The following is a 9,383-nucleotide window of genomic DNA, read 5'->3' on the forward strand; positions in this document are numbered from 1 at the left end:
TCGGCATCGGCCTCTCCGTCTTCCAGCAGCTCGTCGGCATCAACGTGATCTTCTACTACAGCTCCTCGCTGTGGCAGTCCGTCGGCATCGACCCGACCAGTTCCTTCCTGTACTCCTTCACCACCTCGATCATCAACATCATCGGCACCGTGATCGCGATGATCTTCGTGGACCGGATCGGCCGCAAGCCTCTCGCCCTCATCGGCTCCGCCGGCATGGCCGTCGCCCTGGGCTGCGCCGCCTGGGCCTTCTCGTACAAGACCGACGTGAACGGCGACATCTCCATGCCCGAGACGCAGGGCGTCATCGCCCTGGTCGCGGCCCACGTCTTCGTGCTCTTCTTCGCCCTGTCCTGGGGCGTGGTGGTCTGGGTGCTGCTCGGCGAGATGTTCCCCAACCGGATCCGCGCCGCCGCGCTCGGCGTGGCCGCCGCCGCCCAGTGGGTCGCCAACTGGGTGATCACCGTCAGCTTCCCCACCCTGTCCGACTGGAACCTGTCGGGCGCCTACATCATGTACGCCTGCTTCGCCGTGCTCTCGATCCCCTTCATCCTCAAGTGGGTGCCGGAGACCAAGGGCAAGGCGCTGGAGGAGATGGGCTGATCCCCCCGCCCTTGCCCTCTCCTCGTGACACGGCACCGCCCCGGACCGCGACCGCGGTCCGGGGCGGTGTCCGTACCGCGTCCGGTCAGCCCTTGAGTCGGGGCAGCACCTGCTCGCACAGCAGGTGCAGGGAGCGCCAGCCCTCGTCCACCGGCATCCCGCCGCACAGCGGGTGCAGGACCAGGTTCCCCGCCTCGCCGACCTCCCGCCCGTAGGCGACCGCCTGGTCCGGGGTGAGGATCCGGTAGACCCCCTCCGCCCGCAGTTCCTCGACCGTGCGGGCGCCGGAGCGGACCGCCGAGCGGATGTCCTTGGACTGCCAGGACGCGTACATCCCCGCCTCGTGCAGGAAGCGTTCGCCGTACTCGGCCCAGGCCCGGTCCGGGTCCTCCGCGATGTGCAGCAGCGGGGTCTGGGCCGCCGGCATCATGCAGAAGCCCTCGGTCCCGTACTCGGCCAGCCGGGCCTGGTAGTACGCCTCCAGCTCCGGCAGGTGCGCGCTCGGGAAGAAGGGCAGCCCCAGCCGGGCCGCCCGGCGGGCCGCCGCCTGCGAGCTGCCGCCCACCAGCAGCATCGGGTGCGGCCGGGTGAACGGCGTCGGGGTGACCTTGACCGTGCGGCCCCGGAACTCGAACGGCTCCCCGGTCCACGCCTTCAGCAGCGTCTCCAGCAGCTCGTCCTGCAACCGGCCGCGCCGGCCCCACTCCACGCCGTGCTGCTCGTACTCCTCGGGCCGGTAGCCGATGCCCGCCACCGTCACCAGCCGGCCGCCGCTGAGCAGGTCCAGCACCGCGATGTCCTCGGCGACCTTCAGCGGGTCGTACAGCGGCCCGATGATCGCCGAGACGGTGACCGCGATCCGCCGGGTGGCGCCGAAGACCGCACCCGCGAAGGCGAACGGCGAGGGCATCCAGTTGTTGTCGGTGCCGTGGTGCTCCTCGGTCTGCACGGTGTCGATCCCGCGGTCGTCCGCGTACGCGCACATCTCCAGCGCGGCCTTGTAGCGGGCGGAGAGCGATTCGGGGGTGCCGTCGGGATCGATCAGGTTGAACCGGGCCACGGTGATGGGCATGAGAAGTCCCCCTCCGCCGGGTGTGGGTGGCGAAGGGGGACGTTAGCTGACGTCGCGTCAGTTGGACAGGGATCCGGCGAGCTCGCGCTCCCCGTCCGGCGCCGGGCCGCCGGCCGCCGGGCCGGCGCCCTGCGGGCGCGACCGGGGGAGTACGGCGTACAGCAGGCCGGAGGTCAGGATGCCGGCCGCCCAGCCCAGGCCGTTCTCGCCGATCCAGCTCCCGGCCAGCGGCCCGCCGAACCAGTCGACCTTCGTGAAGAGCAGCCCCACCACCAGTGCCACCGCCCAGGCCGTCATGGCCTGCCAGGCGAAACCGCCCCGGTACCAGTACGCGCTGGTGCGGGTGGTGTCCAGCAGGGCCGCGCCGTCGTACGAGCGCCGCCGCAGCATGTCCACGCCGAACACGCCGATCCACGCGGAGAACGCCACCGCCAGCAGCGTCAGGAAGGAGATGAAGGAGCCGAAGAAGCTCTTCGCCACCACCATCAGCAGGAAGCCGAAGACCAGGCTGATCACGGCGTTCACGCTGACCGCGGCGGCCCGCGGCACCTTGATGCCCAGGGTCTGCGCGGTGAAGCCGGCCGAGTACATCGACATCGAGTTGATCAGCAGCATCCCCACCAGCGCGATCAGCAGGTACGGCACCGCGATCCAGGTCGGCAGCAGCTCGCCGATGAAGGAGACCGGGTCCGCCGCGGACGCCAGGTCCGGCGTCCCCACCGCCATCACCGCGCCCATCAGCACCATCGGCAGCACGACCACCCCGGCCCCGGCCACCGTCACGCCCACCAGCCCCCGGCTCGAGGCCGCCCGCGGCAGGTAGCGGGTGAAGTCCGGGCCCGAGGGCACCCAGCTGATGCCGCCGGCCGCGATGGTGCCGATGCCCGCGATCATCATCGCGGTCGAGCCGGCCGGCTTGCCGAAGACCGCCGACCAGTCCGTGTGCGCCACCAGGTACCCCAGCACCAGCACGCTGAACGCGCCGAAGAGGTAGGTGGACCACTTGCTGCACACCCGCAGCGCGTTGATGCCCAGCCCCGACACCAGGAAGGTGCAGCCGACGAAGAACAGCAGGGTCACCACGATCAGCGGCGTGTTGCTCTTCACCCCGAAGAGCAGGTCCAGCACGGTCAGCACGGCGTACGCGCCGCTGACCGCGTTGATCGTCTCCCAGCCCCAGCGGGCCACCCAGATGAGCGCCCCGGGGAAGAGGTTGCCCCGCTGCCCGAAGACCGCCCGGGACAGCGCCATGCCCGGCGCGCCGCCGCGCTTGCCGGCGATCGAGATCAGCCCGACGATCCCGTACGACAGCGCGGGCGCGGCCGTGGCGACCACCAGCACCTGCCACAGGTTCAGCCCGTTGAAGATCACCAGACCGGCGCCCATGGTCAGCAGCAGCACGCTGATGTTGGCCGCGACCCAGGTCGGGAACAGCTCCCGGACGCGCCCGGTGCGCTCCTCGTCGGGCACCGGCTCCAGGCCGCGGGTCTCTATCGCGCCGTCCGGCTCGGTGGGCATACGGGTCTCCGATACGGGATGTTTTCGGGGGAGTCGCCCATCATCGTAGATTCGCCGCGAAAAGCACAAACAGAGGCTTAGGGCCTTGGCGCTTCCTCCAGGGTCCACGTTCCGCGCCGGCGGTGGCCGATACTGGCAGCGTTATGGAAACCCTGATTCTCGCTGTAGTCATCGCCCTGGTCGCGGTCGGCGCGATCACCGGGCTCGTGGTCAGCAGCCGCAAGAAGAAGCCGCTGCCGCCCGCGCCCCCGACGAGTACGCCGACCATCACTGCCCCGCCCGCCGAACCGCAGGTGGGGGAGGACGCCGCGCAGACGGCGCAGGAGCCGCGCCGCACGATCGAGGAGGTCGTGCTCCCCGAGGCCGAGGCACCCGCCGAGGCCCCGGCCGCGGAGCCGGTCGCGGAGCCCGAGGCTCCCGCCGCCCCCGAGATCGAGGTGCCCGAGCCCACGGCCGGCCGCCTGGTCCGGCTGCGCGCCCGCCTCGCCCGCTCCCAGAACTCCCTGGGCAAGGGCCTGCTCACGCTGCTCTCCCGCGAACACCTCGACGAGGACACCTGGGAGGAGATCGAGGAGACCCTGCTCGTCGCCGACGTCGGCGTCGCCCCCACCCAGGAACTCGTCGACCGCCTGCGCGAGCGGGTCAAGGTCCTCGGCACCCGCACCCCCGACGACCTGCGCACCCTGCTGCGCGAGGAGCTCGTCGCCCTCATCGACCCGGCCATGGACCGCGAGGTCAAGACCGAGAGCGGGCTGGACACCCCGGCCGTCGTGATGGTCGTCGGCGTCAACGGAACCGGCAAGACCACCACCACCGGCAAGCTCGCCCGGGTCCTGGTCGCCGACGGCCGCAGCGTCGTCCTCGGCGCCGCGGACACCTTCCGCGCCGCCGCCGCCGACCAGCTGCAGACCTGGGGCGAGCGGGTCGGCGCCCGCACCGTCCGCGGGCCCGAGGGCGGCGACCCGGCCTCCATCGCCTTCGACGCCGTCAAGGAGGGCATCGCCGAGGGCGCCGACGTGGTGCTCATCGACACCGCCGGCCGCCTGCACACCAAGACCGGCCTCATGGACGAGCTCGGCAAGGTCAAGCGGGTCGTCGAGAAGCACGGCCCGCTCGACGAGGTGCTGCTCGTCCTCGACGCCACCACCGGCCAGAACGGCCTGGTCCAGGCCCGCGTCTTCGCGGAGGTCGTGGACATCACCGGCATCGTGCTCACCAAGCTCGACGGCACCGCCAAGGGCGGCATCGTCATCGCCGTCCAGCGCGAGCTCGGCGTCCCCGTCAAGCTCGTCGGCCTCGGCGAGGGCGCGGACGACCTCGCGCCCTTCGAGCCGGGCGCCTTCGTCGACGCCCTGATCGGCGACTGACCCGCCGACTGCCGCACCGTACGCAGTGACGCCCCGCGCATCGCATGACGCGCGGGGCGTCGCCGCGTACGGACTGCGCTACGGCCGCCGCGTACCCCGGTGCCGCGGCGGCCGTAGCGCGTCCGGCCCGGCCCGCGCCGCTAAAAGCGGTGCAGGCGGTGGCAGATGTACGCCAGCGTCCCCAGCAGCAGCCGCGCCTGCGGGGGACGCCCCGCGCCGTCCAGGGCCGGCGGCCGCAGCCAGCCGACCGCGCCCATCCCGGCGTGGTCCGAGGGCGGCGCGGTCACGAACGACCCCGCACCCAGCGCCCGCAGGTCCAGGTCGGCGTCGTCCCAGCCCATCCGGTACAGCAGCTGCGGCAGCTCCGCCGCCGCCCCCGGCGCCACGAAGAACTGCGCCCGGTCCCGGGGCGTGACCGCCACCGGCCCCAGCGGCAGGCCCATCCGCTCCAGCCGCACCAGCGCCCGCCGGCCCGCCTCCGCCGCCACCTCGATCACGTCGAAGGACCGCCCGGCCGGCAGCAGCACCGCGGCGCCCGGGAACTGCTCCCAGGCCGCGCTGACCTCGTCGAGCGTCGCGCCCGCCGGCACCTCGGGGGCGAAGTCCAACGGGTGCGCGCCCGGCGCCGGACACCGCGGATCCCCGCAGGAGCACTCGCCGGCCGCCGTGGCGCGCGCCCCGGGGACCACGTCCCAGCCCCACAGTCCGGTGTACTCCGCCACCGCCGTGCACTCCGACGTCCGGCCGCGGCGCCGCGGGCCGGACCGGAACTCCTTGGTGCCACGGCTGCCGCCGATCGTGAAGCCCATGCCCCCTCCAACGGGTCAACTCGCCGGTGGTTACGACGCGGACGTGCCGGGTACGCCCAGACCTTCCGGCGCACTCCTCGCCGTACGCGCCCCGGTGCACATCACTGCGCCATGCCTTGCCATCGATCGCCTGCCGTGTCCAGTGAATCGGAGTTGGCCGGTGGCGAGTTCATTCGAAGGGGTGGCGAATGGTGGCGTTTCTGGAATCGCCCTCGCCGGAGGGGTGATCGTAGGATTACTTTCAGTGCACGAACCCGGGCGGCCGACCCGCCCACGGGTATGCCGGAGGCAACCGGTCACCGGATCCGGCACGCGGGGGTTCGTACGGAGATGCCGATCGGATGGGGGCGTTCCAGTGAGCGGCAACGGCGCAAGCGGAACACACGCCGAGAAGCGCCCGAACGACCAACTCACCTCGTGGTTCGTGCGCAGCGGTTGGTCCAAGGGCGAGCTGGCCCGCCAGGTCAACCGCCGGGCCCGCCAGCTGGGCGCGCACCACATCAGCACCGACACCTCCCGCGTCCGCCGCTGGCTCGACGGCGAGCAGCCCCGCGAACCCATCCCGCGGATCCTCTCCGAGCTGTTCTCCGAACGCTTCGGCACCGTCGTCGCCATCGAGGACCTGGGCCTGCGCACCGCCCACCAGTCCCCGTCCGTCTCCGGCGTGGACCTGCCCTGGGCCGGCCCCCAGACCGTCGCCCTCCTCAGCGAGTTCTCCCGCAGCGACCTGATGCTCGCCCGCCGCGGCTTCCTCGGCACCTCGCTCGCGCTCTCCGCCGGCCCCGCCCTCATCGAGCCCATGCAGCGCTGGCTCGTCCCGGTCCCCGGCACCGAACCCCGCGAGAGCGCGCCGGCCGGCCGCCGCGCCCCCCGGCTCTCCGAGCCCGAGGTCGGCCTCCTGGAGGCCACCACCGTGATGTTCCGCCAGTGGGACGCCCAGTGCGGCGGGGGACTGCGCCGCAAGGCCGTCGTCGGCCAGCTCCACGAGGTCACCGACCTCCTCCAGGAGCCGCACCCCGCCCCCATCATGAAGCGGCTCTTCAAGGTCGCCGCCGAACTGGCCGAACTCGCCGGCTGGATGAGCTACGACGTCGGCCTCCAGCCCACCGCCCAGAAGTACTTCGTGCTGGCCCTGCACGCCGCCAAGGAGGCCGGCGACAAGCCCCTGGGCTCGTACATCCTCTCCAACATGAGCCGCCAGATGATCCACCTCGGCCGCCCCGAGGACGCCCTGGAACTCATCCACCTCGCCCAGTACGGCAGCCGCGACTGCGCCACCCCCCGCACCCAGGCCATGCTGTATGCGATGGAGGCCCGCGCCTACGCCAACATGGGCCAGCCCAGCCGCTGCAAGCGCGCCGTCCGGATGGCCGAGGACACCTACTCCGACGTCGGCCTCGGCGGCGAGCCCGAGCCCGACTGGATCCGCTTCTTCTCCGAGGCCGAGCTCAACGGCGAGAACTCCCACTCCTACCGCGACCTCGCCTACGTCGCCGGCCGCAGCCCCATGTACGCCTCCCTCGCCGAACCGGTGATGGAGCGGGCCGTCGAACTCTTCGAGAAGGACGACGAACACCAGCGCTCCTACGCGCTCAACCTCATCGGCATGGCCACCGTCCACCTCCTCCAGCGCGAGCCCGAACAAGCCGCCCACATGGCCGGACGCGCCCTCGACGTGGCGCGAAAGGTCCGCTCCGAGCGCGTCAACACCCGCCTGCGCAAGACCGTCGACACGGCCGCCCGCGCATACGGCGACGTCGCCGAGATCGTCCGTCTCACCGACCACCTCGCCGCCCAGCTCCCGGAGGCCGCCGAGGCCGTCTGACTCCGGACGGGCCCGGACCCCCGCGCCCTCCCGCAGCACCCCGGGACCCCTCCCGGGCCCGCCAGGCCCCGGCCGCGGCAGGCACCCCGTACACCAGACTCGGCTCCCCCATCGCCAGGTCACCGGGGCCTGCCGCGGCCGGCCCACGTCCGGGCCCCGTTCATGGGCGCGTAACACGCCCGACCCCTTCGTCACCGGTGCGAAACATCGAGCGGCAACAGCGGAAACCGGCCCGCGCGAATCTCTGGTCCATAACCGGCCAGCCAGCCGGACGGCCGGGCCCCCGCCCCCCTTGCGCCGCTCAGGTTTTCACGCTCGCCCGCACGCGAACGTACCGACGACGAGGAGACGCCGATGGCATCAGCCATCACGACCCTTGCCGCAGACGCCCCGCAGCTGTCTGCCGCGAACACCGGGTTCATGCTCATCTGCTCCGCCCTGGTCATGCTGATGACCCCGGGTCTCGCCTTCTTCTACGGAGGCATGGTCCGCGTCAAGAGCAGCCTCAACATGCTGATGATGAGCTTCATCAGCCTCGGGATCGTCACGATCCTGTGGGTCCTCTACGGCTTCAGCCTCGCCTTCGGCACCGACTCCGGCTCCGTGATCGGCTGGAGCTCCGACTACCTCGGCCTCTCCGGCATCGGCCTGACCGAGCTGTGGGACGGCTACACCGTCCCGGTCTACGTCTTCGCCGTCTTCCAGCTCATGTTCGCCGTCATCACCCCCGCCCTGATCAGCGGCGCCCTCGCCGACCGCGTGAAGTTCTCCGCCTGGATCCTCTTCACCGCCCTGTGGGTCACCGTCGTCTACTTCCCCGTCGCCCACTGGGTCTGGGGCGCCGGCGGCTGGCTCTTCGAACTCGGCGTCATCGACTTCGCCGGCGGCACCGCCGTCCACATCAACGCCGGCGCCGCCGCCCTCGGCGTCATCCTCGTCATCGGCAAGCGGGTCGGCTTCAAGAAGGACCCGATGCGCCCCCACAGCCTCCCGCTGGTCATGCTCGGCGCCGGCCTCCTGTGGTTCGGCTGGTTCGGCTTCAACGCCGGCTCCTGGCTCGGCAACGACGACGGCGTCGGCGCCGTCATGTTCGTCAACACCCAGGTCGCCACCGCCGCCGCCATGCTCGCCTGGCTCGGCTACGAGAAGCTGCGCCACGGCTCCTTCACCACCCTCGGCGCCGCCTCCGGCGCGGTCGCCGGCCTCGTCGCCATCACCCCCTCCGGCGGCTCCTGCTCCCCGCTCGGCGCCATCGCCATCGGCGCGATCGCCGGCCTGGTCTGCGCCATGGCCGTGGGCCTGAAGTACAGGTTCGGCTACGACGACTCCCTCGACGTGATCGGCGTGCACCTCGTCGGCGGCGTGCTGGGCTCCCTCCTCGTCGGCCTCTTCGCCACCGGCGGCGTCCAGTCCGACGCCGCGGGCCTCTTCTACGGCGGCGGCTTCACCCAGCTCGGCAAGCAGGCGGTGGGCGTCTTCGCCGTCCTGGCCTACTCTCTCCTGGCCTCCGCGGTCCTCGCCCTCCTCCTCGACAAGACGATCGGCATGCGCGTCACCGAGGACGACGAGGTCTCCGGCATCGACCAGGTCGAGCACGCCGAGACCGCCTACGACTTCAGCGGAGCCGGCGGCGGCTCGGCCGCCCGGCCGGCCGCCGTCCCCGCCCACGCCCCGCACGCCAAGAAGGTGGACGCATGAAGCTCATCACCGCCGTCGTCAAGCCGCACAAGCTCGACGAGATCAAGGAAGCCCTCCAGGCCTACGGCATCGAAGGCCTGACCGTCACCGAGGCCAGCGGCTACGGCCGCCAGCGCGGGCACACCGAGGTCTACCGCGGCGCCGAGTACACCGTCGACCTCGTCCCCAAGATCCGCATCGAGGTCGTCGTGGACACCGACGACGCCGACTCGGTCGCCGAGGTCATCGTCAAGGCCGCCCGCACCGGCAAGATCGGCGACGGCAAGGTCTGGATCGTCCCGGTCGACTCGGTCGTCCGGGTCCGCACCGGCGAACGCGGCGCGGACGCGCTGTAGGAACGGAGCACCCGGGTGACGAGCGTCGAGACCACCACCGATCAGGCCGACCCGGGACCCGGCGGTTACGCGGCGGCCCGGCTGCGACTCCTCGAGGAGGTCGTGGATCAGCTCGTTGTCCAGGGCCTTCTCCAGGCCGTGGTCCTGGGCGATGAGG

At 71.9% G+C, this 9,383-nt stretch carries 8 protein-coding genes; 5 read left to right on the forward strand and 3 right to left on the reverse strand.

The window, feature by feature from the left end; translation table 11 throughout:
* Positions 1 to 602, forward strand: a 602-nt coding sequence (locus AB0O40_RS36700) for an MFS transporter (RefSeq protein ID WP_365050416.1), incomplete at its 5' end; no start/stop codon positions are given.
* 85 nt (positions 603 to 687) lie between these two features.
* Here the strand turns inward: AB0O40_RS36700 and AB0O40_RS36705 are convergent.
* Together AB0O40_RS36705 and AB0O40_RS36710 are read right to left on the reverse strand one after the other, a co-directional pair.
* A complete protein-coding gene (locus tag AB0O40_RS36705; protein WP_365050418.1) occupies positions 688 to 1,674 on the reverse strand; it encodes an LLM class flavin-dependent oxidoreductase in 987 nt (328 codons plus the stop codon).
* Between the two features lie 57 nt (positions 1,675 to 1,731).
* A complete protein-coding gene (locus AB0O40_RS36710; RefSeq protein WP_365050420.1) occupies positions 1,732 to 3,192 on the reverse strand; it encodes a cytosine permease in 1,461 nt (486 codons plus the stop codon).
* Positions 3,193 to 3,335: 143 nt separating this feature from the next.
* On the opposite strand from AB0O40_RS36710, the gene ftsY reads away from it, so the two are divergent.
* Entirely contained in the window at positions 3,336 to 4,559 is a 1,224-nt protein-coding gene (ftsY, locus tag AB0O40_RS36715) for a signal recognition particle-docking protein FtsY (protein ID WP_365050422.1), read from the forward strand.
* Between the two features lie 140 nt (positions 4,560 to 4,699).
* Here the strand turns inward: ftsY and AB0O40_RS36720 are convergent, their stop codons facing one another.
* Positions 4,700 to 5,368: a bifunctional DNA primase/polymerase gene (locus AB0O40_RS36720; protein ID WP_365050424.1), complete on the reverse strand. Its 669-nt coding sequence runs from the start codon at positions 5,366 to 5,368 to the stop codon at positions 4,700 to 4,702.
* Between the two features lie 355 nt (positions 5,369 to 5,723).
* On the opposite strand from AB0O40_RS36720, the gene AB0O40_RS36725 reads away from it, so the two are divergent.
* The 3 genes from AB0O40_RS36725 (at position 5,724) to AB0O40_RS36735 (ending at position 9,226) form a co-directional block, all read left to right on the forward strand.
* Entirely contained in the window at positions 5,724 to 7,193 is a 1,470-nt protein-coding gene (locus AB0O40_RS36725; RefSeq protein WP_365050426.1) for a hypothetical protein, read from the forward strand.
* Between the two features lie 354 nt (positions 7,194 to 7,547).
* Positions 7,548 to 8,891, forward strand: coding sequence for an ammonium transporter (locus AB0O40_RS36730; protein WP_365050428.1), 1,344 nt, complete (start codon positions 7,548 to 7,550; stop codon positions 8,889 to 8,891).
* On the forward strand, positions 8,888 to 9,226 hold the full coding sequence (locus AB0O40_RS36735) for a P-II family nitrogen regulator (RefSeq protein ID WP_365050429.1): 339 nt from the start codon (positions 8,888 to 8,890) through the stop codon (positions 9,224 to 9,226). Before AB0O40_RS36730 ends, AB0O40_RS36735 begins: the two co-directional genes overlap by 4 nt.
* Positions 9,227 to 9,383: the final 157 nt, after the last annotated feature.

The organism is Streptomyces sp. NPDC089919 (assembly GCF_040684615.1).
Lineage (GTDB): Bacteria > Actinomycetota > Actinomycetes > Streptomycetales > Streptomycetaceae > Streptomyces.